Source organism: Amaricoccus sp. W119 (assembly GCF_047275745.1).
In the GTDB taxonomy this organism is placed as follows: Bacteria; Pseudomonadota; Alphaproteobacteria; order Rhodobacterales; family Rhodobacteraceae; genus Amaricoccus.
The window spans coordinates 32,840-57,658 of the sequence record NZ_JBKQWU010000004.1 but is presented as its reverse complement, the minus strand read 5'-3'; the positions used below and the strand labels follow the sequence as shown (position 1 = coordinate 57,658).

The following is a 24,819-nucleotide window of genomic DNA, read 5'->3' as shown; positions in this document are numbered from 1 at the left end:
GCGATGAGGAAGACCCGCGTCGCGATCCTCATTTCGGGCGGCGGCTCGAACATGATCGCGCTCGTGCGCGCGATGCTCGCCGACCCTGAGCATCCGGCGGAGCCGGTACTGGTGCTCTCGAACGATCCACGCGCGAAGGGGCTCGAACTCGCGGCGGAACTCGGCGTGCCGACCGCGGCCGTTGATCACAGGCCGTTCAAGGGCGACCGCGCCGCTTTCGAGGCGGAAATGATGGCGCCGCTCCGCGCCTCGGGCGCCGAGCTGCTCTGCCTCGCGGGCTTCATGCGCGTGCTCACGACCGGGTTCATCGAGACCTGGCAGGGCCGGATGCTGAATATCCATCCCTCGATCCTGCCGCTCTTCACCGGCCTTCACACCCATGCCCGCGCGCTCGAAGCCGGGATGGCGGTGCATGGCTGCACGGTGCATGAGGTGACGCCGGAACTCGACGCCGGGCCGATCCTCGGGCAGGCGGTGATCCCGGTCCGTCCGGAGGACAGTCCGGAGACACTCGCCGCGCGACTACTCCCGGTCGAGCACCTGCTCTACCCGGCCGTGCTGCGCCGGTTCGTCTCGGGCGATCGCCGGAAGCTCGCGCTGCTCCGCGCCGAGGAGCCCGCGTCCTGAGACGGCGCGCCTCGACCCACGCCCCGAGCCCTTACCTTCCGAGACCACGCTTGGAGACGGGCCGCGCTTCGGCTATCAGCGAAGCATGACCGCGCCGCATCTCCGCCGCCTGCTCGGCCTCGCGCTCACCCTCGCGCTGACGCTCGCGACCTCGGGCGCCGCCGTCGCCCATCGGCTGGCGAGTGGCGGCCCGGAAGAGGCGGCGCTCAACGCCTATCTCGCCATGGGCGGCCGGCTCGCCGATCTCTGCGGCGGCGAACCCACTTCGATCACGCATTGCGAAGCCTGCCGCCCCTTTGGTCCCGCGGCGCCGCCCGAGCCTCCGACGCTGGGCGTCTCATGGGACATGGTGCTTGCCCCGCATCGCATCCGGGCCGCGGCCGCGCCGCCGACCACGCGCGACGCGCCGCCAAACCCGGCACGTGGCCCCCCGGGCATCGGATGACGAAGCCGAGGACAACGACCCCGCCCGAACGTTTCGGGCATCCCGAGGAGCAGTAGATGAAACTGAGACACGCCCTGTTCGCGCTGGCCGCCACCGTCGCCGCCAGCGCCGCGACCACCCTGCCCGCGATGGCGCAGGAGGAATTCACCGCGGGCGGGCTGACGGTCAATCATCCCTATATCGTCGCGACGCCGAGGACCGCCAAATCGGCGGCGGGCTACTTCAGCGTGACGAACGCGGGTCCCGCGGCGGACCGGCTCATCAGCATCGAATCCGACCCGCGAGGCGCGCTGCACGAGACCAGCACCGATGCGAATGGCGTCGCGAAGATGAACGAGGTCGAGGGGATCGAACTCGCCCCCGGAGAAAGCGTGACGCTCAGGCCGCGCGGCATGCATGTCATGTTCATGGGACTGACGGAGCCGTTCCTCATCGGCGCCACGCTGCCGGCGAAGCTCGTCTTCGAAAAGGCGGGGCCGGTCGATGTCACCTTCACCGTGCAGTCCCGCGCGGATACCGCGTCGATCATTCCGGCGGAGAAGCCCGCGGCCGAGACCGGCGCGGCGGGCCAGGAGGGCGCGGCCCAGGAGGGCATGTCGGGGGAGGGCATGTCGGGGGAAGGCATGTCCCATGAGGGGATGCCCCAGGGCGATGCTCCCGCCGATGCCTCGACGCCCGAGGAGCCGGCGCCGGCTCAGTAAGCCCTCCCGGGAAAAGACAACGCCGGGCGCGAAACGCCCGGCGTTGTCGGATCGAGGCGGCCGGGTCCGACGATGGCCGGCCTGCTCGGTCAGATGGCTCTCAGCCGACGATCTCGAGGCCGGAGAAGAAGTAGGCGATCTCCTCCGCCGCCGTTTCCGGCGCGTCCGAGCCGTGGACCGAGTTCTCGCCGATCGAGAGCGCGAATTCCTTGCGGATCGTACCCGGGGCGGCGTCGGCCGGATTGGTCGAGCCCATCACTTCACGGTTCTTCAGGACGGCGTCCTCGCCTTCCAGCACCTGGGCCACGATCGGGCCCGAGCTCATGAATTCCGTCAGTTCGCCGAAGAAGGGGCGATCCTTGTGCACGCCGTAGAAGGCCTGCGCCTGGCCGAGCGTCAGATGGATGCGCTTCTGGGCGACGATGCGGAGGCCCGCGGCTTCCAGTTTCGCGTTGATCGCGCCGGTCAGGTTGCGCCGGGTGGCGTCCGGCTTGATGATCGAAAAGGTACGTTGCAGTGCCATGAGTTTCCCTCACTTGATCGCGCGCCAGTTAGCATGCGCGCAGGAAGGGTGGAAGCCGAAAATGGCGCGGCGGATTCGCCCGGTCGAAGCGTCGTGGCCAGGCTTCTCGGTTGGGCCGCTCGGTTGACAAGCCCCCGCGGGCGGGCCAAATCAGCCCGATGCTGGCGTTCAAGAACATTTCCTTCACGCTCGAAGGCAAGAAGCTCTTCGACGATTGCTCGGCCTTGATCCCGGCCGGGCACAAGGTCGGATTCGTCGGACGCAACGGCACCGGAAAGACCACGCTTTTCAAGCTGATCCGGGGCGAGCTCGCCCTCGACGGCGGCGAGATCGTGGTGCCCCGCCGCGCCCGGATCGGCGGCGTCGCGCAGGAGGCGCCCGCGACCCGCGACAGCCTGCTCGAAACCGTGCTGATGGCCGATACCGAGCGCGCGGGTCTGCTCGCGGAGGCCGGGACGGCGACGGACGCGCATCGGATCGCCGAGATCCACGCCCGGCTCGCCGACATCGACGCGCATTCCGCGGAGGCGCGGGCGGCCTCGATCCTGAACGGGCTCGGCTTCGACGGCGAGGCCCAGGCGCGGCCCTGCGCCGATTTCTCGGGCGGCTGGCGGATGCGCGTGGCGCTGGCCGCCGTGCTGTTCTCCCGGCCCGACGTGCTGCTCCTGGACGAGCCGACGAACTATCTCGACCTCGAAGGTGCGATCTGGCTCGAGAACTTCCTGCGGAGCTATCCGCATACCGTGCTGGTGATCAGCCATGACCGCGACCTCCTGAACCGCTCGGTCGGCGCGATCCTGCACCTGCACCGCCAGAAGCTCACGCTCTATCAGGGCAATTACGACACGTTCGACGACACCCGCCGCGCGCGGCTGGAGCAGCAGGTGGCGGAGAAGAAGAAGCAGGACGCGGCGCGGGCGCATATGCAGTCCTTCGTCGACCGCTTCCGCGCCAAGGCCTCCAAGGCCCGCCAGGCGCAGAGCCGGATGAAGGCGCTCGAACGGATGAAGCCGATCGCCGCGGTGGTCGAGGACAATGTGACGGGCTTCAATTTCCCGACGCCGGAGGAACTGTCGCCGCCGATCATCCGGCTCGAGGATGTCGCGATCGGCTATGGCGAGCGCGCGGTGCTCTCGGGACTCGATCTTCGGATCAACCAGGACGACCGGATCGCGCTTCTCGGCGCCAACGGCCAGGGCAAGTCCACGCTCTCGAAACTGCTCGCCGACCGGCTGAGCCCGATGCGCGGGCGCAAGATCGCCTCCTCGAAGCTTCGCGTCGGCTATTTCGCCCAGCATCAGGTCGACGAACTCAATCTCGACGAGACGCCGCTCCAGCATATCGCCGCGCTCCGGCCCGAGGAGACCCCGGCGAAGCAGCGCGCCCGCCTCGCGGGTGGCGGGATCGGCGCCGATATCGCGACGACGGAGGTCCGGCGGCTCTCGGGCGGACAGAAGGCGCGGCTCTCGCTCCTGCTCGCGACGATCGACGCGCCGCATCTCATCATCCTCGACGAGCCGACCAACCACCTCGATATCGAGAGTCGCGAGGCGCTGGTTCAGGCGCTGACCGAATATGGCGGCGCGGTGATCCTCGTCAGCCACGATCCGCATCTGGTCGAACTCGTCGCCGACCGGCTCTGGCTGGTGAAACACGGCGCCGTCCGGCCCTTCGACGACGATATGGAAGCATACCGCCGGCTTCTGCTCTCCGAACGCGGCGTCGCGAGCCCGAAGAAGGAGGAGAGGAAGGACGAGAAGCCCCGGCCCGCGAACCGCAAGGCCGCCAACGCGCCGCTCCGCGCCGAGGTCTCGCGCTGCGAGGAGCGGGTCCGCAAGCTCGAGGAGATGCGCGAGAAGATCGACAGCCGGCTCGCCAATCCGATCCTCTATGCCCGCAGCGATGCCTCCGAGATGGAGCAGCTCAACCGGAAGCGCGCCGAAGTGCTGGAGGGGCTGGAGCGGGCCGAGGCGCTCTGGCTCGAGGCGCTGGAGCGGCTCGAAGCCGCGGGCGAGACCGTCTGATGTCGCCCGAGGAGCTGGCCACGACATTCGTCGCGCTCTTCGTCACCATCGATCCCATCGGCCTCGCCCCGGTCTTCGTCTCGCTGACCCGCGGCATGACGCCGGCGCAGCGCAACGCCGTCGGGCTGCGCGCGGTGCTCGTCGGCGGTGGCCTGCTCGCCGTCTTCGGCCTCGCGGGCGAGCCGCTGATCGCGACCGTGGGGATCAGCCTGCCCGCCTTCCGGATCTCGGGCGGGCTGCTTCTCTTCCTGATCGCGGTGGACATGCTCTTCGAGAAGCGCAGCGCGCGTCGCGAGAAACATGTCGCCGAAGCGTCCTCCGCCACGCATCCGACGGCGGACGGCGGGTTTGAGCCCGCCGATCCTTCGGTCTTCCCGCTCGCGATGCCGCTCATCGCCGGCCCGGGCGCGCTCGCGACGATGATCCTGCTCGGCGGCGAGAACCAGGGCGACATCCTCGGCCTGGTCGCCGTGCTGGGGGTGATGCTCGTTGTCGTGGGGCTCACCTATCTGGTCTTCCGCGCCGGCAATCTGACCGAGCGCATCCTCGGCCATAACGGCGTCGTCGTCGTGACCCGGCTTTTCGGCATGCTGCTGGCGGCGCTCGCGGTGCAGTTCGTGCTCGATGGCCTCGGCGACATCGGGGTCCTGCCGGTGACCCCCGAATGATCGACGGGCTCACCGGGGACGAGATCGCACGGGCGATCTACCTGGGCCTCATTCTGCTGTTCCTGCTGGGCGTCTTCGGCTTCGGCGGCCGGGCGAGTCTGCGGGGCCTGCGCGACATCCTGCTCTGGGTCCTGATCTTCCTGATGGCGATCTTCGCCTATTCCTATCGCGACACGCTCCGCGACAATCTCTTCCCAGCGACGACGCGGCTCGACGGCGATACGATCGAGCTTCGCCGCCAGCGGGACGGGCATTTCTACGCGGCGCTGGAGGTGAACGGCGCGCCGGTGACCTTCATGATCGACACCGGCGCGACGCGGATCGTGCTCTCGCGCGATGACGCGAGCGCCGCCGGCATCGACGTGGACGAGTTGAACTATCTCTCCCGGGCGCAGACCGCGAACGGGCTGGTGCAACTCGCGCCGGTCCGGTTGCGCCGTATCGCGCTCGGCGAACTCGATGTCTCGAACGTCCGGGCGAATGTCAGCGCCGGCGGGCTCGGGATCTCGCTTCTGGGCATGGATTTCCTCGACCGGTTCTCGCGGATCGAGATCGAGGGCGACAGGATGCGGCTGGTGCCCTGACCGCCCCCGGCGGCACGGTTCGGGACGCGGAGGCTCAGGACGCCGCCTTCTGCGTCCAGCGGCCGTTCTCCTGCGCCCAGTATTTCGCGGGCAGCCCCGCGTCGCGCACCGCGCGCCAGTCGCGGCGGGCGGCATCGACCGCCTCGGCATCGGCGCCGTCGAAGATCAGGCAGGCGCGGGTGAAGCCGGACATCTCGGGAACGCCCGCCCGCGCGCCGTCGACCAGCATCAGCACATCCGCCGCGTTCGGATTCTCCTCGCCGAGCGTGAGATAGATCGGCTGCCGCGCGGGATGGGGTCCGCGCGCGGTGCCATGCGGCAGGAACGCGTCGTCGCGCCACGTCCAGAGCCGCTCGTCGAGCGCGGCGAGCCCCGCTTCCGAGCCGCAGCGCACCAGCGCGCGCCAACCGCGCGCCAGCGTCTTTTCGAGCAGATCCGGCAGGTTCTGTTCCAGCGACGAATGCGTCAGGTGGTAGAATAGCACCTCCGCCATCTTGATCAGTGCTCGTAGCGATCCCGGATCAGCCGGTCGAGCGCGCGCACCCCCCAGCCGGTCGCGCCCTTCGGCGACAGGTCGGTGTCCTTGTTGACATAGGCCACGCCCGCGATGTCGAGATGCGCCCAGGGGGTCCCGGGTTCGATGAACCGCTGCAGGAACTGCGCCGCCGTCACCGCACCGGCCGGCCGGCCGCCGACATTGGCGATATCGGCGATCCGGCTCGTCAGCGCCTTGTCATAGGCGGGGGCGAGCGGCATGCGCCAGGCGCCTTCGCCCTCGTTCCCGGCCGCGGCGAGGAAGGCACCGGCGAAGGCGTCGTCATTGGAGAAGACCCCGGCCTTCTCATGACCGAGCGCGATGATGATCGCACCGGTCAGCGTGGCGAGATCGACGATGCCGGCGGGCTTGAAGCGCTCCTGCGCGTACCAGAGCACATCGGCGAGCACGAGCCGGCCTTCCGCGTCGGTATTGATGATCTCGACCGTGTCGCCCTTCTTCGACTTCACGACATCGCCGGGGCGCGTCGCCTTGCCGTCGGGCATGTTCTCGACGAGGCCGACGAGGCCCACGACATTGGCCTTCGCCCCCCGGAGCGCGAGGGTCTTGATGACGCCGGCGACGACGCCCGCGCCGCCCATGTCCATCGTCATCTCTTCCATGCCGGCGGAGGGTTTGATCGAGATGCCGCCGCTGTCGAAGACCACGCCCTTGCCGACGAGGGCCAGCGGCGCTTCCTCGCCGCCGCCCTTCCACTGCATCACGACGACCTTCGAGGGGCTCTCGGACCCCTGCCCGACCGCGAGCAGCGTGCGCATTTCAAGGTCTTCGAGCTCCTTCTCCTCCAGCACCTCGACCTCGACGCCAAGTTCGCGCAGTTCGGTGAGGCGCTCGGCGAATTCGGTGGTGGTGAGCACGTTCGCGGGCTCGCTCACGAGGTCGCGGGTGAAAAAGACGCCCGCGATCTGCGCGGCATAGGGCGCGAAGGCCGCCTCGGAGGCGGCGGGGTCCTTGACGTGGAAGGTGACCTGGCCGTTCGGTTTCGGCGCATCTTCCTCGACCTTGCGATAGGTCGCGAAGGCATAGGTCCGGAGCCCGAGCCCGAGCGCCAGTTCCGGCGCCGTCGCCAGCGGTCCGGCGAGGACATGGAGCGGCACGGCACCGTTGAAGCCCGCGATGGCCGCGCCCGCGACGCGCGCCTCCGCCGGCGTCGCCTTCTTCGGCAGCTTCAGGACCAGAAGCGACTCGGCCGCGAGGCCGGCGGGATAGGCGAGGACATGCGCCGATCCGGTCTTCGCCTTCCCGAAGGCCGCGCTCGTCGTCAGGCGCGAGACCGCGCCCTTGGTCAGCCGGTCGACCTTGCGTGCCAGCGGGCCGAGAGCGCCGGTGTCGTCGGCGACGATGACCATCCGGCCAGGGATCTTCGCGATATCGGCGTCCTCGACATCGGCGAAGGCGGTTTCCAGTGGCGTGGTCACGGCGGTCTCCGTAAGTTGCAGTCCGAAGCGCAAGGACTAACGGCTTTCGCCAGGCTAGCCAAGGCCGCGCGGGCCGGAGCGAGGACCCTTTGAAGCGACTGGACAGCTATATCCTCGGCCAGCTCGTGGGCGCGCTCGGGTTCTTCGTACTCGTCTTCACCGGGGTCGTCTGGCTCACCCAGGCCGTCCGGCTGATCGACACGGTGATCGCGAGCGGTCAGGGCGCGTCGATCTTCCTGACCTTCTCGGCGCTCGTCATGCCGCAGGTGCTCGTCATCGTGCTGCCGCTCTCGGCGATCGGGGCGGCGCTCTACGCGGTCAACAAGCTCTTCGGCGAAAGCGAGCTCGTCGTCATGATGGCATCGGGTCTCGGGCCGTTCGGGCTGCTCCGGCCGGTCGCGATCTTCGGCGCGATCATGGGGGCGGCGATGGCCGCGGTCCTGCTCTTTCTCGTCCCCGCCGCGGGTACCGCGCTCGCCGAACGCACGCAGGCGATCCGCTCCGATCTCGCCCAGGCGCTGATCGTCGAGCGGCAGTTCCTGCATCCGATGCCGGGGATCACGCTCTTCATCACCGACACGAGCCGCGAGGGCGAGATGGCCGGGATCTTCCTCAACGACCAGCGCGAATTCGCCCGGCCGATCACCTATTCGGCGGACCATGCGCTGCTCCTCCGCGAAGGCATGGAAGCGCGGCTCGTGATGCGCGACGGCGTGGCGATCACGCTGAATGAGAACAGCCAGCAGATCAACACCGTGCGCTTCGACCAGTTCGTCTTCGACCTGAGCGAGCTGTTGCGCGAGCAGTCGACGCGGATTCCGCGGCCGTCGGAATACTGGGTCGGCGACCTGCTCTTCCCCAGCGAGGAGATGCTCGCCTCCGGCCGCTACGGCCTCGGCGACTACGTGGCCGAGGGGCATTACAAGCTCTCGCTGCCGATCCTCGCGATGCTCTATCCGATGGTCGCGATGGTGACGATCCTCGCGGGCGGCTATCGGCGGAGCGGCTTCGGCCGGCGCGTCATCGTCGCGATCGGCGTCGCGGTCATCCTGCAGATCGTGACCTTCGCGACACGCTCGGAGGTGCGCGGGAACGCCGCGGCCTGGCCGCTCATGTATGTCTCCGTGCTGCTCGGCCTCGTCTACGTCGGTGTCCTCGCGCGGCGCCTGTCGCGGCCGGGCCGGCGGCCACGCCAATCCTCGGGAGCCCCGGCATGACGCTCTGGCGCTACGTTCTCCGCCGCTTCCTGCGGTCGGTCCTGTCGGTCTTCGCGATCATCACGCTGGTCATGCTGCTCTTCGGCGGCGTCGAGAACCTGCGGCGCTACGCCGACTCCGGCGCCTCGGCGGGCGATGTCATGGAGGTGACGCTGCTCGAGGCGCCGGAGACGCTCTATCAGGTCTTCCCGCTCGTCCTGATGCTCGCGAGCCTCGTGACCTTCCTCGGCTTCGCCCGGACGAGCGAACTCGTCGTGATGCGCGCCGCCGGGATCTCGGCGCTCCGGCTCATCCGCGTTCCGGTCGCCGCCTCCGTCGTCCTCGGCATCTTCTTCGTCGCCGCGGTCAATCCCTTCGTCGCGGCGACGATCAAGCGCGGGCTGGTCGTGGAGGAGGATTTCGAAGAGGGCGGCGGCAGCCAGATGTCCTTCTCCACCGATGGCGTCTGGCTCCGGCAGGCGGACACGCCGGGAGGTCAGACCGTCATCCAGGCCGCGCGTACCAATCCCAACGGCACGATCCTGAGCCGCGTGCGCATGTTCCGCTTCGACGAGGGCGGGACGATCTATTCGCGCATCGACGCGCTCGCGGCCCGGCTCGGCGCCGGGGAATGGGTGCTGGAACAGGCGACGCAATGGGACCGGGACGCGGAGGGCCGGTTCGAGCGGGTCGTCTCGGGCGGCCGCATCACCCTCGCCTCGACCCTCACCTCGGACCAGATCCTCGACAGTTTCTCCCCGCCCGAGGTCGTCGGTTTCTGGCACCTCGGAAGCTTCATCGCGACGATGGAGGAATCGGGTTTCTCCGGCCTGCGCCACCGGCTGTTCCTGCAGAGCGAACTCGCGAAGCCCGCGCTCTTCGCCGCCATGGTGCTGATCGGCGCGTCCTTCGCGCTCAGGCCCACGCGCTTCGGGCAGACCGGCGTCATGATCCTGCTCTCGGTGCTCGCGGGGTTCGCGCTCTATTTCCTGAAGAACTTCACCGAATCCCTCGGCGCGGACGGACAGATCCCGATCCTCGCCGCGGCCTGGACGCCACCCGTCGCGGCGATCCTGCTGTCGCTGGGCTTGCTGTTGCACCTCGAAGACGGCTAATCACGGGGCGAGGCAGCGAGGACGGCGCGTGGCGCGAAGCAGTTATCTTCTTGCGTTGGGTCTGGTGCTTCTCGGGCTGGGTACCGGGTTGGGCTCGGGGGTCGCGCAGGAGCGGCGGGAGGGGGCGGCCGAGGAGGGCGACCTGCCCGCCACGCTGATCGCCGACAGCGTCTCCTACGACCGCGAAACGGGACAGCTGACCGCGGTCGGAAATGTCGAGGTACTCTACGAGGGCCGGGTGCTGCGCGCCCGCGCGATCACCTATGACGAACGCGCCGGCGAGATCCGGGCGACGGGGCCGATCTCGCTCTCCGATCCGGAAAGCGGCGTGATGCTGGCGGGCAACGCGGCGCTGACGCCTGACATCCGCGAAGGTCTCATCGAGAGCGCGCAGGTGCTGATCGGCGAGAAGCTCCAGATCGCCGCCGCCGAGGCACGCCGCAGCGAGGGGCGCTACACGACGCTCTACCGGGCCGTCGCCAGTTCCTGTGTGATCTGCGCGGGAAACAGCACGCCGACCTGGTCGCTTCGCGCCGCCCGCATCACCCAGGACGACGTGGCCCGGCGGATCTACCTCGAGGATGCGACGCTGCAGCTCTTCGGCTGGCCGGTCGCCTGGGTGCCGCGCATGAGCGTGCCCGATCCCGCCGTGGGCCGCGCGAGCGGCGTGCTCTTTCCCATGGCACGCCATTCCGACATCTACGGTTTCGGCGTGAAGGTGCCGTATTACCGCGTCATCGGCCCTTCCTCCGACGCGACGCTGACGCCCTTCCTGACCAGTTCTGGCGCGAAGCTCTTCGAGGGCGAGTACCGGCAGCGGTTCGACTCCGGCGGCTTCGACTTCAACGGCGTCTTCTCCCTCGATGACGGCATGGAGGGCGAGTTCGGCCGCGGCGCCGCCTTCGCGACCGGCGCCTTCGCGCTCGACGATTTCGGCTTCGGGACCGGCTTCACCACGGATTTCAACCTCGCCGTCGCCAGCGACGACGCCTTCCTGCAGCAGTTCGACTATTCCGACGCCGACCTGCTGACCAGCTACGCCCGGCTCACGCGCACCCGGAGCAACGACTATTTCGAACTCGACTCGCTCGCCTTCCAGAGCATGCGCGAGGAACAGGCCAGCAGCACGCTGCCGGTCGTGCCGCTCACCTTCACCTACCGCGGCCTCATGACGCCCGAGCGGATCGGCGGGCAGTTCGGTGTCGAGGCGCAGGGCCTCAGCGTCGTGCGCGCCGACGGTCAGGACGCGCTCAGGCTCGGCGGCGCGCTCGACTGGCGCCGCTCCTGGACACTGCCGCAGGGCGTGCTGGCGAGCGCGGGCGCGATCGGCGATTTCGACATGTACCGGGTCTGGGACGATCCGAGCTTCCCCGACCAGGCGATGTACCGGGCCGAGCCCAACGTCAACGTCGAGCTGCGCTGGCCCTTCGCACGGACCGCCGCCTCCGCGCGCGGTGTGGTCAGCCATGTGGTCGAGCCGATCATGCAGGTGATCTGGTCCGACACGATCGGCGAATTCGATGTTCCCAACAACGATTCGACCCTCGTGGAGTTCGACGAGACCAACCTCTTCGCGCTCAACCGCTTCCCCGGCGAGGACCGGATCGAGACCGGGCTTCGTGCGAACCTGGGCGCCACCTACACCCGCTACGATCCGGCGGGCTGGTCGCTCGGCGCGATGCTCGGCCGGGTGGTGCGCGCCACGCCGGACGAGGCGTTCTACGAAAGCACGGGCCTCGCCGGGAAATGGTCCGACATGGTCTCGGCGCTCCGGCTCGACATCGGCCGTGAACTCAGCCTCGTCGACCGGGCGCTGTTCGACGCCGATCTCGAGCTTACCCGCAACGAGTTCATGATGACCTATCTCGGCGACAGCGGCGGCCTGCGCGCCTCCTACATCTATCTCGCCGAGAGCGACAACCCGTACTACGGCCCGCAGCCCGAGACGAACGAATTCGGGCTCGACGCGCGCTACCGGGTCTTGCCGAACTGGGAGGTCCGGGGCCTCTGGCGCTATGACGTCGTGGCGCGCGAGAATCTGCGCACGGGCGGCGGCGTCATCTATGGCAACGATTGCGCGGAATTCGACCTTTCGGTCTCGCGCCGCCATACGTCATCCAATAATGTGCCGCCCTCCACCTCGATCGGCTTCAGCGTACGGCTCGCGGGCCTCGGGGGGCGAAACGGCAGACAATGGCCGGCGGCGCGCGATTGCGCCGCCTGGCCGAGTTGAACGAGAGGGCGACGTGCGGATCAAAGGGACGATACTCGCGGCGGTGCTGATCGGCGGCGGACTTGGCCTCGGGGATGGAGCGGCGGCGGCGGAAAACCCCTATGGCCCGGCGCTGACGGTGAACCAGGGGGTGATCACCAACTACGACATCGAGCAGCGGACCCGGCTCATCGAGGCGCTGGGCGGCACGGGGGACCTGCGCGCGCTCGCGGTCGAGCAGCTGACCGAGGACAGGGTCAAGGTCCAGGCCGCCGAGGCGATGGGGATCGACCTCGGCGAAGACGCGATCGCGAACGGTATCACGGAATTCGCGCGGCAGCGGGGCCTCGCGCCCGAGGATGTGACCCGGGTGCTCGAAGCCCGCCGGATCGACCGGCAGACGATGAACGATTTCGTCGAGGCCGGGATGATGTGGCGCGAGGTGCTGGTCCAGCGGTTCCGCGCGCGCGCGACCCCGACCGAGGAGGATCTCGACCGCGCGCTCGCGGTCGAGGCGCGGCGGCCGAAGGAAATGGTCCGGCTCGCCGAGCTTGCCATCCCCTTCGCCGAACGCGGCGAGCCGGAGACGGTCGCGCTCGCCGACGACCTCTACCGCCGGCTGTCGCGCGGCGGGGATTTCTCGGCGGCCGCCCGGGAATACAGCCGTTCGGCCACTGGTCCGGAAGGCGGAGCCCTGCCGCCGATGGCGATCGATCAGGTTCCCGCCACCGTCCGCAACCAGGTCGCCCTGATGCGGCCCGGGCAGGTCACGCGCCCCACTCCGGTAGCGGGCGGTCTCGCGATCATCAAACTGCTCTCCGTTTACGACCAGCCGCCCGGACCCGCCCCCGATCCGAACGATCCCGAGGTGCGCGACGACCTGCGCCAGCAGCTGTTCTCGGAACGCATCAACAGCTTCGGCGAGGGCTATCTGCAGGAGCTGCTGAGCGACGCGCTGATCGTCGAGCGATGATCCCGCCGATCGTACTGACGCAGGGCGATCCGGCCGGCATCGGCGGCGAGATCGCCCTGAAGGCCTGGGCGCAACTCGCGGGCGAAATCGATTTCTTCCTGCTGGGCGATCCGGACCACATGACGGAGGTCGGCCGCGGTCTCGGCCTTCCCGTCCGGCCGATCGCCATGCCGGGAGAGACCCGGGCGGACCTCCCGGACGGCTTGCCGGTCCTGCCGCATCCCTTGCCGCGCCCCGTCACGCCGGGGGAGCCCGATCCGGCGAACGCGGGCGCGGTGATCGAGATCATCGCGCGGTCCGTCGAACTCACCCGGAGGGGCGAGACGCTCGCCGTCTGCACCAATCCGATCAACAAGAAGGCGCTCCGCGACGGGGCGAACTTCGCCTTTCCCGGTCATACGGAATTTCTCGCCAGCCTCTCCGGCGCCCCGCTTCCGGTGATGATGCTGGCCGCGCCCGCGCTTCGCGTCGTGCCGGTCACGATCCACATCCCGCTCGCCGATGTGTCGCGAACGTTGACCGGCGATCTCCTCGAACAGACGCTGCGCGTGACCTGGCAGGGGCTCCGGCGCGACTTCGGCATCGCCCGGCCCCGCATCGCGGTCGCAGGCCTCAACCCACACGCCGGCGAAGGCGGCGCGATGGGCGCGGAGGAAATCGAGCTCATCGCGCCGGTTCTCGACAGGCTCCGCGCCGAGGGGATGGATCTGAGCGGCCCGCGTTCGGCCGATACGCTCTTTCACCCGGCGGCGCGGGCGAACTACGACGCCGCGGTCTGCATGTATCACGATCAGGCATTGATCCCGTTGAAGACGCTGGATTTCGACGGCGGGGTGAACGTAACCCTCGGTCTCGATTTCGTCCGCGCCTCGCCCGATCACGGCACCGCCTATGACATCGCCGGACAGAACCGCGCCAATCCGTCGAGCCTCGTCGCCGCGCTTCGCCTCGCGCGCGAGATGGGTCTCAGCCGGATGGGCCTCGGCCCGGCGCGGCCGGCATGAGCGCCGAACTGGACGGCTCTGGTCCCGGCAGTGGTCTCGACAGATTGCCGCCGCTTCGCGAGGTGATCGCGGCGCATGGTCTCTCCGCGCGGAAGTCGCTCGGGCAGAACTTCCTTCTCGACCTGAATCTCACCGGCAAGATCGCGCGCCGGGCCGGGGACCTGACCGCCTGCGACGTGCTGGAGGTCGGGCCGGGACCCGGCGGCCTCACCCGCGCGCTGCTCGCGGAGGGCGCGCGCCATGTCGTGGCGGTCGAGCGCGATCCGCGCTGCCTGCCGGCCCTCGCCGAGATCGCGGCGGCGGCGCCGGGACGGCTGACAGTGCTCTCGGGGGACGCGCTCGCGATCGATCCGGCGGAGCATCTGACCTCGCCGATCCGCATCGTCGCGAACCTGCCCTACAACGTGGGCACCGAACTTCTGGTGCGCTGGCTGACGCCTCCGGTCTGGCCGCCGTTCTGGCAGAGCCTGACGCTCATGTTCCAGCGCGAGGTCGCCGAGCGGATCGTCGCCGCGCCCGGGTCGAAGGCCTATGGGCGGCTCTCGATCCTCGCGCAGTGGCGCGCGACGGCGCGGATCGCCTTCGACCTGCCGCCCCGCGCATTCACGCCGCCGCCGAAGGTCACGAGCGCCGTCGTGCATCTGGCCCGGCTCGACGCGCCGCGCTTCCCCGCCGACGCCGCCGTGCTGAGCCGCGTGGTCGCGCTCGCCTTCGGTCAGCGCCGCAAGATGCTGCGGGCCAGTCTGAAACCGCTCGGCCCGGAGGTGGAGGATCTCCTGCGCGCCGCCGGCATCCCTCCGACCGAGCGGGCGGAGCAGGTGTCGCTCGAAGCGTTCTGCGCCCTCGCCCGCGCCGTGGCCGCCGCATCGGACCCCGGATCGGTGACGCGGGCCTGAAAAGGCGAAAGCGCCCCCGGATCTCTCCGGCGGCGCTCTCTCAGGGTCGCTTTCTCAATGACGCTTTCTCAGGCCGGCACGCGGCCGATCTTGTCCGGCTGATCTCACATCGTGTCGGCGGGCTGCGCCTCGGACCCGCCTTCGGAGGCGGCCGCGGCCTCGGCCTTCGCAGCCTTGGTGGATTTCCTCGCCGGCTTCTCCCCGGTTTCCGCCTTCGGCTTGCGCCGGGCCCGGGTCCGCTTCGGCGGCGCCGCTTCCTCGGGCGCCGGCTCGCCCGGCTGTTCCGCCGCCTGCGCGGCCGGAGCCTCGCTCACGGCCTCCGCCGGTCCCTCCGCGGTCCCGGCCTCAACGGCGGCATCGATCGTGGTCTCGGGCGCGGCCGTCGTCTCCGGCGCGCTCTCCGTCCTGGTCTCCGCCACCGGCGCGGGAGCCACCGGCTCGGCCGCCTCCGCCGCGCGCGGAGCGGCCGTCTCGGCCGCCGACCCGGCGTCCGGCGCCTCGTCGCGCGGATCTCCGCCGATGGCCTCGCTCGACTGGTAGTCGCTGGCGGGCCCGCTCGTCCGCGCCCGCCGCTCGCTGTTCTCGGGCGTCGGGATCAGACCGAATTCCGAATCCTCGGGATCGATCGTCTGCAGCCCGAAGCCCTGGACCTGGCGCGCCCGCGGCGCGGGCTGGCCATTCTGCTGCTCCCGCGGGCGCTCCCCGCCGCCTCCGGCGGCGCGTTCGCCCCCGCGTTCGGCCGGCTGATCATCGCCCCCGCGGGACGCGTCCTCGCGCTGATCCTGACCGAAGCGCTGCTCGTTCTGCTGGCGCTGCGCTTCGCCGAGGAGGCGCGAGTAATGCTCGGAATGCTGCAGGTAGTTCTCGGCGGCGACCCGGTCACCCGCGACCTGGGCATCCCGCGCAAGCGCCTGATATTTGTCGATGATCTGCTGCGGCGTGCCGCGCACCTTGCCGTCGGGACCAGCGCTCTCGAACACGCGGTTGACGATGTTGCCCATGGGACGGCGCTGATTGTTCTGGCCGTTGTTTCCAGCCTTGTTCCTGGATCGCGACTTGTTCGAAGATCTCATGTCTCTGGAATTCCGCCATTCGGGCTGTTCTTCGGAGTCCCCGCGCCACGCCATACGGCGCGCGTCGAAGTCCGAGTGGTGATCATGTTACCGAATCCCCGCCGCGCTTTTGCGAGCGCATTCGACACACAGTCAACGGGATCTCATTCAGTCTATACGGTCGTTTCCGTGAAAGACAAGCGAAAACGCCCGTTATTCACGCTGTTCGATGACCAGGATTCGGTCACGGCCATCGAGGTCTTTCGCGAAATTCAACGCTGCGAATCCGCGCGCACGGAAGATCTCGTCGAGCCCCGGTCCCTGGCCCGCGCCGAATTCGAGAAGAACCCGGCCTCCGGGCGCGAGGAGCCGCGACAGGTCGGCGGCGATCCGCGCATAGGCTTCCAGACCCGTCACGCCGGCGGTGAGCGCCGCCCGCGGCTCCCACTCCCGAACCTCGGGAGCGAGCGAGGAAACCTCCGCCTCCGGTATATAGGGAGGATTCGAGACAATCAAATCGAACGGGCCGGAAATTCCTTCGGCCCAGTCGGTCTCCCGGAACGCGGCGCGCTCCGCCACCCGGTGTCGGAGCGCATTCGCGCCTGCGATCCGCAGCGCCTCCACGCTTAAATCCGTGCCGATCCCCGTCGCCCCGGGCCATTCGGCGAGCAGCGTGACGAGCAGGATGCCCGATCCGGTCCCGAGATCGAGCAGGCGGCGCGCCGGCGGCCCCGCGAGGGCGCTGGCGATCAGTGTCTCCGTTTCCGGCCGCGGGTCGAGCACGTCGCGCGTGACATGGAACTCCCGTCCCCAGAAGGCCCGCCTTCCGATGATCTGCGACACCGGCCGGCGCCGCGCGCGCTCAGTGAGAAGCCCCTCGAACCGCTCTGCCGCCCCTGCGGATAGCGGATCGCCGAGCACCAGCGTCAGGCGGTCCGGGGTCAGGCCGAGCGCATGGGCGAGCAGGAGACGCGCGTCGCGTGCCGGATCGGCCACGCCCGCCGCCGCCAGCCGCGCCGAGGCCGCGGCGAGAAGCGCGCGCGCCACGCTCATGCGTCGAGTTCGGCGAGCCGGCTTGCCTGATCGGCGGCGATGAGCGCGTCGATCACCTCGCCGAGGTCGCCCTGCATCACCTGATCGAGCTTGTAGAGCGTGAGCCCGATACGGTGGTCGGTGAGCCTGCCCTGCGGGAAGTTGTAGGTCCGTATCCGCTCCGAACGGTCTCCCGAGCCGACCTGGCCCTTGCGGCTCGCCGCCCGCTCCTGATCGAGCTTCTGGCGTTCGAGATCGTAGAGTCGCGCGCGGAGGACCTGCATGGCGCGAGCGCGGTTCTGATGCTGCGACTTCTCCGAACTGGTCACGACGATGCCGGTGGGCAGATGCGTGATCCGGACGGCGGAATCGGTGGTGTTTACATGCTGTCCGCCGGCGCCCGAGGCCCGCATCGTGTCGATCCGGACGTCGCTCGCCGGGATCTCTATGTCCACGTCCTCGGCCTCGGGCAGCACCGCGACCGTCGCGGCGGAGGTGTGGATGCGCCCGCCGCTCTCGGTCACCGGCACGCGCTGGACGCGGTGGACGCCGGATTCGAACTTGAGCTGCGCGAAGACGCCGGCGCCCGAAACCTCGGCGACAAGCTCCTTGACACCGCCGAGCTCCGTCGGGTTCTCCTCGACAACCTCGAAGCGCCAGCCGCGCGCCTCGGCGAGACGCTGGTACATGCGTGCGAGATCGGCGGCGAAGAGCGCCGCCTCGTCACCGCCGGTGCCGGCGCGGATCTCCAGGATCGCCGAGCGTTCGTCCGCGGCGTCGCGAGGCAGGAGTGCGAGACGCATCGCATGTTCGGCCCCGGGCAGCGCCGCCTTCACGCGGGCGAGTTCCTCCTCGGCCAGTTCGCGCATCTCGGCGTCGGCGAGCATCCGCGACGCCTCGTCACGATCGGCCAGAAGCCGGCGGTAGCCCTCGATCTCGGCGATCACCGGCCGGAGCGCCGCGTATTCGCGCGAGAGCACCGCGAGTTCCGAAGGCGCCGCGCCCTCGGCGAGTTTCGCCTCGAGGAATTCGAAGCGGCCGCGGATCTGGTCGAGTTTGTCGAGCGGGATCATTCCAAGTCCGTCCTGTGCCGCGCGTCCTGCGCGACCCGGAGCGAAACCGCAAGGAGAATCTGGCGATCGGCGGAGTGGACGGACGCGGGGGGCGGCGGAGAGAGGTCCGCCCTACTCGGCCGCCTGCCCCGCGGCTTCCGCCTCGGCGGTCTTCGCGGCCTCGATCTCCTCGGCGCGTTTCTCGACCAGTTCGACGATATGATCGACCATCTTCTCGTTGCCGAGCTTGTGGTGCTGCTTGCCGGCCATGTAGACCATGCCCGAGCCCGCGCCGCCGCCGGTGAAGCCGAGGTCGGTCATCAGCGCCTCGCCCGGGCCGTTCACGACGCAGCCGATGATGGAGAGCGACATCGGCGTCTTGATGTGTTCGAGCCGCTTTTCAAGGATTTCGACCGTCCTGATCACGTCGAAACCCTGCCGCGCACAGGACGGGCAGGAGATGATGTTGACGCCGCGGTGACGCAGCCCGAGTGACTTCAGGATCTCGAAACCGACCTTCACCTCCTCGACCGGATCGGCCGAGAGGCTGACGCGGAGCGTGTCGCCGATCCCCATCCAGAGCAGGTTGCCGAGGCCGATGGCCGACTTGACCGTGCCGGAGACGAGCCCGCCCGCCTCGGTGATGCCGAGATGGATCGGCGCGTCGGTCGCTTCGGCGAGGCCCTGATAGGCGGCGGCGGAGAGGAAGACGTCCGACGCCTTCACGCTGATCTTGAACTCGTGGAAGTCGTTGTCCTCGAGGATGCGGATGTGGTCGAGCCCCGACTCGATCATCGCCTCCGGGCAGGGCTCGCCATATTTCTCCAGAAGATGCCGTTCGAGCGAGCCGGCATTGACGCCGATCCGCATCGAGCAGCCGTGGTCACGCGCGGCCCTGATCACCTCGCGCACCCGCTCGGGGCTGCCTATATTGCCGGGGTTGATCCGCAGGCAGGCGGCGCCTGCCTCCGCCGCCTCGATGCCGCGGCGGTAGTGGAAATGGATGTCGGCGACGATCGGGACCGGGCTTTCACGCACGATCTCGCCGAGCGCCTTCGTCGAGGCCTCGTCCGGGCAGGACACCCGCACGATGTCGGCCCCCGCCTCGGCGCAGCGCAGCACCTGTTCCACCGTCGCCCTGACGTCGTGGGTCAGCGTGTTCGTCATCGTCTGCACGCTGATTGGCGCGCCTCCGCCCACGGGAACGGGGCCGACATGGATGCGGCGCGATTGGCGGCGCTCGATGTTGCGCCAGGGGCGGATGTGATTCTGCGTCATGAGGGTCCGTGTCCGTGATCCGTGCCGGAACATAGGACCCAACAGCCCGGAAGTCACGGGCCCGGGCTGTCTCCGCCGCCGAGTGTGATCCGCCCGGTCGTGATCGGCCGGGCGTTACTGGATGGCGACGGCCGGAACGACCGCGCCATCGGTCCCGAGGCTCTGCGAGACCACCTCCGGTACCTGTTCCACCGCCGGATAGGTCTCGGTGAGCGCCGATGCGACCAGCGGCACGTCGCGCGCCGCGCGCGTCCCCCGGCCGAGCGGACCGCGCAGGGTCTCGCCGACGCGGATATAGACGGACCCCGAGTTGCCGGCCCAGATCTTCGGATCGGTCAGCCCGTCGGGCGGGGAATAGGTCTCGCCCTTCTCCAGAATCCGCTCGAAGACGATGGTACCGCTCGGCAGATAGACCCGGATCCAGGCCGCGCGCTCGGCGATGACGGTCAGTTTCTCGTGCGGCGCCAGCTCGCCTGCGAGCGTCGGTACCGGCTCCGGCACGGCCCCGGCGACATTGGCCGCGACGGCGGCGGCGATGATCGCGGCGGTGTCGCCCTGTCCGGACGCGATCGTCGCGACCCCGGCACCCGGCAGGCTCGCCGCGGCGGTGTCGAGCATGGGCGGACGCGCGCGCTGCGGCACCGGGCCGCGGCTCGCGGGATCGATGGCGGCGATCGGGCCGTCGCGCGGCGTGGGGACGGGCACGGCCGCCTCCTGATCGCGGTAGAGCTCGCTGAGCGCGGTGGCGCTGGCCTGGCGCGCGGAAACACCCGAGGCGGGTCCGACGCCGGCCGCGGGCGCGGCGAGATCGTCGACCTCGGCCACGGCGACCGGCTGCTCGTCGACAGGCGCGAACTGCACGCGCTGGATGTTGCGGACCACGGTCCAGCCGCCGTAGCCGAGGCCGCCGATCAGGGCCAGGAGCGCGAGAACGGAACCGATGGCGGAGAGCGGCACGGCCGGCAGCCCGAAGCCCGCGCGTTTCGGTGCCAGCGGAAAGTCGGGGTGGAAGTTGCCGATCACCGCTGCGCCCGCGCCGCGACGGCCCCTGGGGCTGACCGCGCCGAAGGTCGCGCTGGAGAAACCGGTCTGCGCGCAGAACAGGTGATAGACCGGTTCCGGCTCCAGATCGAGATAGCGCGCGTAGCTCCGCACATAGCCGGGGATCACGCCGCGGTTGACGAACCCGTCGAGGTTCATCTCCTCGATCGCGGCGACATGGGCGGCCTTGATGCGAAGGTCACGCTGAACGTCGAGCAGGGAACGCCCCTGCCTCGCCCGCTCCCCCCGCAGCAACTCGCCGATCGGGGTGTCGAAATCTTCCGGTACCCCGTGATCGGGGTCGTCTATGATCTTCCTCATGGATCCGCCTCAAGACCCGATACTTCTAATCTTCAAACCTGCTCTACGCCGAGAATCACTACCTGCGGATCACCTTCCCTCGCGGAAATGATACCATCTTTCTAAGCCCTTGACACGATTACACGCCAGGGACGGGGTCCGAAAGCCCCTCTTCGGGAGCGGCTAAGCGTCGCGGTCACAGCGTGTCCCCCGGGCCTCAGTAGATGTAGCGGATCTGGTCCGACCAGTAGCGCTCCATCCGCTTCAGGCTCGCGTTCATCTCCGGAAGCCGCGCGCTGCCGAGCACGTCGCGGTTCAGGATACCGTCGGCGTGGCGCTGGAAGAGCTGGGCGATGATCTGCCGGATCGACCGGCCCTTCTCGGTCAGCCGGACCCGCACCGCGCGCCGGTCGACGCCGCATTTCTGGTGATGCATGTAGCCGTATTCGACGAGCTTCTTGAGATTGTAGGAGACGTTCGACCCCTGGTAGTAGCCGCGCGTCTTGAGCTCGCCCGCCGTCACCTCGTTGTCGCCGATGTTGAAGAGCAGGAGCGCCTGGACCGAGTTGATGTCGATCACGCCGAGCCTCTCGAACTCGTCCTTGACCACATCGAGCAGCAGGCGGTGCAGGCGTTCGACCAGCGCGAGCGTTTCGAGGTAGGACGCCAGAAATTCCTGATCGCTCTTCGGCGCCGTCTTCTCGACCGCGGCCATCCTTGCCTGAACACTCATGATCTGTCTCCGCTGTCACCTGACGCGGAGAGGGTCCGGCAATATGTTGTACAAGATGTTAACGCGCTGACCGGCCGATTCACCCGAGGTCGTGGAAGGCGCGCACCTCGCCGAGCGCCGCCGCGTGCGCGTCCGGCACGCCCTCGCCCCGGCTCACCCAGAGATAGAGATCTTGATCGTTCTCCTCGAGCAGCGCCTCGTAGCGGTCAAGCGCGGGACCGTCGAGCGTTCCGAGCCGCGCATCCGCGTAGGGCCCGAGGATCAGGTCCATTTCCTTGGTGCCCCGGCGCCAGCTTCGCATCCTGAGCCGCCTCAGCCGGTTCTCCGCCGTCTCCATCATCTTACCCTCTCGCATCGCCTTCCCTCCGCCGCTCCGCTTAGCCCGCGCGTCCCGGCGGGCCAAGGCGTTTCGGGCCTTGCGGAGCCTTCGGAGGCGAAACTAGAACGGCCCATCCGCGACCTGACCGGAGCTTCTCGCATGTCCTTCCTTTCCAGCGCGCTCGGGCGCGTCAAACCCTCCCCGACCATCGCCATCACGACCCAGGCGCGCGAGCTCAAGGAGGCCGGGCGCGACATCATCAGCCTGAGCGCCGGCGAACCCGACTTCGTCACGCCCGACAACATCCGCGAGGCCGGCAAGGCCGCGATCGACCGGGGCGAGACGCGGTACACCTCTCCGGAGGGCATCCTGGAACTGCGCAAGGCGATCTGCGCGAAGTTCAGCCGGGAGAACAATCTCGACTACGCGCCGGAACAGGTGATCGTCTCAACCGGCGGCAAGCAGATCCTCTACAACGCGCTCATGGCGACCGTGAACGAGGGCGACGAAGTCATCATTCCCGCGCCCTACTGGGTGAGCTACCCCGACATGGTGATGCTCGCCGGAGGCACGCCCGTCGTCGTCCCGGGCGAGATGGAGACCGGTTACAAGATCACGGCGGAAGCACTCGAAGCCGCGATCACGCCGCGGACGAAGTGGCTGATCTTCAACTCGCCGTCGAACCCGACCGGCGCGGGCTATTCCGAAAGCGAACTCAAGGCGTTGACGGATGTCCTGATGCGCCACCCGCAGGTCTGGATCATGTCGGACGACATGTACGAGCATATCGCCTACGCGCCCTTCGTCTTCCGCACGCCCGCGGAGGTGGAGCCGCGGCTCCACGAGCGCACGCTGACCGTCAACGGCGTCTCGAAAGCCTATGCGATGACCGGCTGGCGCATCGGTTACGGCGCCGGGCCGAAGCCGCTTATCAAGGCGATGGTCACGATCCAGAGCCAGTCGACCTCGAATGCCTGCTCGATCAGCCAATGGGCCTCGGTCGAGGCGCTGGAGGGGCCGCAGGACTATATCACGACCTCACGCGCGGCCTTTCGGCGGCGGCGGGATCTCGTGGTCGGGATGCTGAACGACTGCCCGGGGATCATCTGCCCGACGCCGGAGGGCGCGTTCTACGTCTATCCGTCGATCGCGGGCCTGATCGGCCGGAGGACCCCGGATGGGCGGGTCATCGAGACGGACGCGGATTTCGCGGGCGCGCTGCTCGACGCGGAAGGCGTGGCGGTGGTCTTCGGCGCCGCCTTCGGGCTCAGCCCCAACTTCCGCATCAGCTACGCGGCCGCCGACGAGGACCTCACCGAGGCCTGCCGGCGCATCCGCCGCTTCTGCGAGTCGCTGACCTGAGGGACACTCGAATCCGGGACCTTCGGCCGAACCGCGAACCCCGGCCAGCAGCGTGGGCTGGCCGGGGTCCAGATCACATGGGTGACGGCGGGGTGACCGCGATCAGTTGCCCGGATCAGTTACCCGACGCGGGCTCCTCCTCCGCCGGCACGCCGACATCGTCGGTCGTGATCTCCGGCGTGCCTTCGGTGGCGTCCTGAACCGCGTCTCCGGCGCTGTCGGCAGCGTCGCCCGCCGCTTCGCCGGCGCTGTCCACGGCATCCCCCGCGGCGTCGCCGGCATCATTGACCGCGTCCCCGGCCGCGTCACCCGCGTCATTCAGAGCATCGCCGGCGCTGTCCGCCGCGTCGCCAGCCGCATCGGTGGCGCTGTCAGCCGCGTCGCCCGCGGTGTCCGTCGCATCCTGCGCGGCATCGCCGGTGCCATCGATCGCGTTGTCGAGCGCCTCCTGCGCGGAATTGGCCGCGTCCTCGACCGCGTCGGTCGCCGACCGCGCCGCGTCGCCGACCGCGTCGACGGCGTCGCTCGCGGCGTCGCTGGCCGCCTCTCCGGCGGAGCGCACGGCGTCACCGGCCGAGTCGACCGCCTCGCCCGCCGAGGTCGTCGCCTCATCGGTCGCTTCCTGGGTCGCCTCGTCGCCACCCCAGTAGAAGAAGCCGACCAGCACGGCCAGAACCACGACCACGATCAACAGTATTCGTCCCATCGACAATCACCTTTCGGTTACTTCCCTCCAACCCGGACCTGGCCTGAACGCCGCCGCCCGGGCGTGGCATCGGCATATCGCGGAACGCGCAGTCGTACTACCCCGACGCGTCCATCTTGGCGATCGCGCTCCCCGCCAGATGTCGCACGCGACATCGCGCACACGAACCCACCCCGGACCCGACCGCCTCGGGTCAGCCTGCCATCGCTGGTTGAACTGTCCGGACCGGCATCGGTTCCCGGACGGAGATTCAAAAACGCCTCCAAATGAGGCGCAAGTCTTCACTTATTGGTCAACTTGCACTATCTTGACGCGGAACCGGGGCGATGCTCCGGTTTTTTATCGGTGCAACGATCAAAAGGATGTAACGGCCATAGCCCGCAGACCCCACAACGCGCCCCCGACGCGCGACACAGGCCCCCGTGTCAACGAGCGCATCCGCGCGCCCGAGATCCGCCTTATCGGCGCCGAAGGCGAGAACATCGGTGTGATTACCCCGGAAAAGGCGATGGCGCTCGCGGAACAGGCAGGGCTCGACCTCGTCGAGATCTCGCCCAATGCCACCCCGCCGGTGTGCAAGATCATGGATTTCGGAAAGTACAAGTACGAAACCCAGAAGAAGGAATCGGAGGCGCGCAAGAAGCAGCACGTCATCGATATCAAGGAAATCAAGTTCCGCCCGAACACCGACACGCACGATTACGACGTCAAGATGCGATCGGTCTTCAAGTTTCTGGACAGCGGCGACAAGGTGAAGGTGACGCTGCGATTCCGGGGACGCGAGATGGCGCATCTGGAGCTCGGACGCAAGCTGCTCGAGCGCGTGGCGGAAGACGTGACCGAACACGGCAAGGTCGAGGCGATTCCGCGTCTCGAGGGCCGTCAGATGGTCATGATGATCAATCCGACCCGGCACTGACGACCTGATACCGACCCGGGCCCCGCCGGGAACGGGCATGACACGATCCGCGATCCGCCGGCGCCCCGAGGCGCCGGCATCCG

Annotated in this window: 25 protein-coding genes; 14 read left to right on the top strand and 11 right to left on the bottom strand. The window is 68.9% G+C overall.

Going from position 1 to position 24,819, the window contains the following annotated elements; all coding sequences use genetic code 11:
• Nucleotides 1-3 precede the first annotated feature (3 nt).
• The 3 genes from purN to ACLJK8_RS04355 all read left to right on the top strand — a co-directional run bounded on the left by purN (nt 4) and on the right by ACLJK8_RS04355 (nt 1,773).
• Nucleotides 4-627, top strand: a complete 624-nt coding sequence (gene purN, locus ACLJK8_RS04365) for a phosphoribosylglycinamide formyltransferase (RefSeq protein WP_413148879.1) — start codon at nt 4-6, stop codon at nt 625-627.
• A gap of 85 nt (nt 628-712) precedes the next feature.
• Nucleotides 713-1,072, top strand: coding sequence for a hypothetical protein (locus tag ACLJK8_RS04360; RefSeq protein WP_413148878.1), 360 nt, complete (start codon nt 713-715; stop codon nt 1,070-1,072).
• A 56-nt stretch (nt 1,073-1,128) separates the two neighbouring features.
• The gene (locus ACLJK8_RS04355; protein WP_413148877.1) at nt 1,129-1,773 is read left to right on the top strand and encodes a copper chaperone PCu(A)C; all 645 of its coding nucleotides are present in this window, start codon (nt 1,129-1,131) and stop codon (nt 1,771-1,773) included.
• A 100-nt stretch (nt 1,774-1,873) separates the two neighbouring features.
• On the opposite strand, the gene ndk is transcribed toward ACLJK8_RS04355, so the two are convergent.
• Complete coding sequence (gene ndk, locus ACLJK8_RS04350; protein WP_413148876.1) at nt 1,874-2,296, bottom strand: nucleoside-diphosphate kinase; 423 nt, start codon at nt 2,294-2,296, stop codon at nt 1,874-1,876.
• A gap of 158 nt (nt 2,297-2,454) precedes the next feature.
• Here ndk and ACLJK8_RS04345 point away from each other — a divergent pair, with 158 nt between their 5' ends.
• The 3 genes from ACLJK8_RS04345 to ACLJK8_RS04335 are packed head-to-tail and all read left to right on the top strand — an operon-like array spanning nt 2,455 to nt 5,572.
• Nucleotides 2,455-4,320, top strand: a complete 1,866-nt coding sequence (locus tag ACLJK8_RS04345) for an ABC-F family ATP-binding cassette domain-containing protein (RefSeq protein ID WP_413148875.1) — start codon at nt 2,455-2,457, stop codon at nt 4,318-4,320.
• Nucleotides 4,320-4,988 carry a MarC family protein gene (locus ACLJK8_RS04340; protein ID WP_413148874.1) on the top strand — a complete coding sequence of 223 codons (669 nt, stop codon included), beginning with the start codon at nt 4,320-4,322 and terminating at the stop codon, nt 4,986-4,988. Before ACLJK8_RS04345 ends, ACLJK8_RS04340 begins: the two co-directional genes overlap by 1 nt.
• Nucleotides 4,985-5,572: a TIGR02281 family clan AA aspartic protease gene (locus ACLJK8_RS04335; RefSeq protein ID WP_413148873.1), complete on the top strand. Its 588-nt coding sequence runs from the start codon at nt 4,985-4,987 to the stop codon at nt 5,570-5,572. The genes ACLJK8_RS04340 and ACLJK8_RS04335 overlap by 4 nt, the downstream gene beginning before the upstream one ends.
• 34 nt (nt 5,573-5,606) lie before the next feature.
• On the opposite strand, the gene ACLJK8_RS04330 is transcribed toward ACLJK8_RS04335, so the two are convergent.
• Together ACLJK8_RS04330 and ACLJK8_RS04325 are read right to left on the bottom strand one after the other, a co-directional pair.
• The gene (locus ACLJK8_RS04330; protein WP_413148872.1) at nt 5,607-6,065 is read right to left on the bottom strand and encodes a DNA polymerase III subunit chi; all 459 of its coding nucleotides are present in this window, start codon (nt 6,063-6,065) and stop codon (nt 5,607-5,609) included.
• A gap of 5 nt (nt 6,066-6,070) precedes the next feature.
• Nucleotides 6,071-7,546 carry a leucyl aminopeptidase gene (locus tag ACLJK8_RS04325; RefSeq protein WP_413148871.1) on the bottom strand — a complete coding sequence of 492 codons (1,476 nt, stop codon included), beginning with the start codon at nt 7,544-7,546 and terminating at the stop codon, nt 6,071-6,073.
• Between the two features lie 89 nt (nt 7,547-7,635).
• Here ACLJK8_RS04325 and ACLJK8_RS04320 point away from each other — a divergent pair, with 89 nt between their 5' ends.
• The 6 genes from ACLJK8_RS04320 to rsmA are packed head-to-tail and all read left to right on the top strand — an operon-like array spanning nt 7,636 to nt 14,942.
• Complete coding sequence (locus ACLJK8_RS04320) at nt 7,636-8,763, top strand: LptF/LptG family permease (protein WP_413148870.1); 1,128 nt, start codon at nt 7,636-7,638, stop codon at nt 8,761-8,763.
• A complete protein-coding gene (gene lptG / locus ACLJK8_RS04315; RefSeq protein WP_413148869.1) occupies nt 8,760-9,857 on the top strand; it encodes an LPS export ABC transporter permease LptG in 1,098 nt (365 codons plus the stop codon). Before ACLJK8_RS04320 ends, lptG begins: the two co-directional genes overlap by 4 nt.
• 28 nt (nt 9,858-9,885) lie before the next feature.
• On the top strand, nt 9,886-12,090 hold the full coding sequence (locus tag ACLJK8_RS04310; protein ID WP_413148868.1) for an LPS-assembly protein LptD: 2,205 nt from the start codon (nt 9,886-9,888) through the stop codon (nt 12,088-12,090).
• A gap of 13 nt (nt 12,091-12,103) precedes the next feature.
• Nucleotides 12,104-13,042 carry a peptidylprolyl isomerase gene (locus tag ACLJK8_RS04305; RefSeq protein ID WP_413148867.1) on the top strand — a complete coding sequence of 313 codons (939 nt, stop codon included), beginning with the start codon at nt 12,104-12,106 and terminating at the stop codon, nt 13,040-13,042.
• Complete coding sequence (pdxA, locus tag ACLJK8_RS04300; protein ID WP_413148866.1) at nt 13,039-14,046, top strand: 4-hydroxythreonine-4-phosphate dehydrogenase PdxA; 1,008 nt, start codon at nt 13,039-13,041, stop codon at nt 14,044-14,046. The genes ACLJK8_RS04305 and pdxA overlap by 4 nt, the downstream gene beginning before the upstream one ends.
• Nucleotides 14,043-14,942 (top strand): 16S rRNA (adenine(1518)-N(6)/adenine(1519)-N(6))-dimethyltransferase RsmA, encoded by a 900-nt coding sequence (gene rsmA, locus ACLJK8_RS04295; RefSeq protein WP_413148865.1) that lies wholly within the window; start codon nt 14,043-14,045, stop codon nt 14,940-14,942. The genes pdxA and rsmA overlap by 4 nt, the downstream gene beginning before the upstream one ends.
• A gap of 104 nt (nt 14,943-15,046) precedes the next feature.
• On the opposite strand, the gene ACLJK8_RS04290 is transcribed toward rsmA, so the two are convergent.
• From ACLJK8_RS04290 to ACLJK8_RS04260, 7 genes are all read right to left on the bottom strand, one after another.
• Nucleotides 15,047-16,015, bottom strand: a complete 969-nt coding sequence (locus tag ACLJK8_RS04290) for a DUF4167 domain-containing protein (RefSeq protein WP_413148864.1) — start codon at nt 16,013-16,015, stop codon at nt 15,047-15,049.
• 192 nt (nt 16,016-16,207) lie between these two features.
• Entirely contained in the window at nt 16,208-17,047 is an 840-nt protein-coding gene (gene prmC / locus ACLJK8_RS04285) for a peptide chain release factor N(5)-glutamine methyltransferase (protein ID WP_413148863.1), read from the bottom strand.
• Entirely contained in the window at nt 17,044-18,099 is a 1,056-nt protein-coding gene (gene prfA / locus ACLJK8_RS04280; RefSeq protein ID WP_413148862.1) for a peptide chain release factor 1, read from the bottom strand. Before prfA ends, prmC begins: the two co-directional genes overlap by 4 nt.
• Nucleotides 18,100-18,210: 111 nt before the next feature.
• The gene (gene ispG / locus ACLJK8_RS04275) at nt 18,211-19,356 is read right to left on the bottom strand and encodes a flavodoxin-dependent (E)-4-hydroxy-3-methylbut-2-enyl-diphosphate synthase (RefSeq protein ID WP_413148861.1); all 1,146 of its coding nucleotides are present in this window, start codon (nt 19,354-19,356) and stop codon (nt 18,211-18,213) included.
• Nucleotides 19,357-19,470: 114 nt separating this feature from the next.
• Nucleotides 19,471-20,718: a helix-turn-helix domain-containing protein gene (locus ACLJK8_RS04270; RefSeq protein ID WP_413148860.1), complete on the bottom strand. Its 1,248-nt coding sequence runs from the start codon at nt 20,716-20,718 to the stop codon at nt 19,471-19,473.
• 196 nt (nt 20,719-20,914) lie between these two features.
• Nucleotides 20,915-21,430, bottom strand: coding sequence for a MarR family winged helix-turn-helix transcriptional regulator (locus ACLJK8_RS04265; protein WP_413148859.1), 516 nt, complete (start codon nt 21,428-21,430; stop codon nt 20,915-20,917).
• 79 nt (nt 21,431-21,509) lie between these two features.
• Nucleotides 21,510-21,770, bottom strand: a complete 261-nt coding sequence (locus ACLJK8_RS04260; protein ID WP_413148963.1) for a succinate dehydrogenase assembly factor 2 — start codon at nt 21,768-21,770, stop codon at nt 21,510-21,512.
• 138 nt (nt 21,771-21,908) lie between these two features.
• Between ACLJK8_RS04260 and ACLJK8_RS04255 the strand changes: the two genes are divergently transcribed.
• The gene (locus ACLJK8_RS04255) at nt 21,909-23,111 is read left to right on the top strand and encodes a pyridoxal phosphate-dependent aminotransferase (RefSeq protein WP_413148858.1); all 1,203 of its coding nucleotides are present in this window, start codon (nt 21,909-21,911) and stop codon (nt 23,109-23,111) included.
• A gap of 115 nt (nt 23,112-23,226) precedes the next feature.
• Here ACLJK8_RS04255 and ACLJK8_RS04250 read toward each other — a convergent pair whose 3' ends face one another.
• Complete coding sequence (locus tag ACLJK8_RS04250) at nt 23,227-23,817, bottom strand: hypothetical protein (RefSeq protein ID WP_413148857.1); 591 nt, start codon at nt 23,815-23,817, stop codon at nt 23,227-23,229.
• 373 nt (nt 23,818-24,190) lie between these two features.
• Here ACLJK8_RS04250 and infC point away from each other — a divergent pair, with 373 nt between their 5' ends.
• Nucleotides 24,191-24,736 (top strand): translation initiation factor IF-3, encoded by a 546-nt coding sequence (infC, locus tag ACLJK8_RS04245; RefSeq protein WP_413148962.1) that lies wholly within the window; start codon nt 24,191-24,193, stop codon nt 24,734-24,736.
• The last annotated feature ends 83 nt before the right edge of the window (nt 24,737-24,819 follow it).